This window comes from Pseudomonas sp. P7779 (assembly GCF_013386315.1).
GTDB lineage: Bacteria > Pseudomonadota > Gammaproteobacteria > Pseudomonadales > Pseudomonadaceae > Aquipseudomonas.
This window is the reverse complement of record NZ_JACARZ010000225.1, coordinates 1-348: the sequence shown is the minus strand read 5'-3', so window position 1 is coordinate 348 and position 348 is coordinate 1. Positions and strand designations below refer to the sequence as shown.

Here is a 348-nt window from a genome sequence, read left to right as displayed (position 1 = left end):
ATCATGCACATGTGCCTGGCTTCGATCACCACCGCCACGCCGGCGGCCTGGGTCACCGTCTGGATGGCGTCGGCGATTTCCCGCGTGAGGTTTTCCTGGATCTGCAGGCGACGGGCGAACATGTCGACGATACGCGCCAGCTTCGACAGGCCGAGCACCTTGCCGGTCGGAATATAGGCCACATGGGCCTTGCCGATAAAGGGCAGCAGATGATGCTCGCACAGCGAATACAGCTCGATGTCCTTGAGGATCACCATCTCGTCGTTGTCGGAGGCAAACAGCGCACCGTTGACGATTTCTTCCAGGTTCTGCTCGTAGCCGTGACACAGGTACTGCATGGCCTTGGCG

Annotated in this window: 1 protein-coding gene; it reads right to left on the bottom strand. The window is 60.1% G+C overall.

Annotation, left to right across the window (positions count from 1 at the left end):
• The coding region (gene folE, locus HX869_RS31310) for a GTP cyclohydrolase I FolE (RefSeq protein WP_178904193.1) at window positions 1-348 on the bottom strand (348 nt) is incomplete at both ends.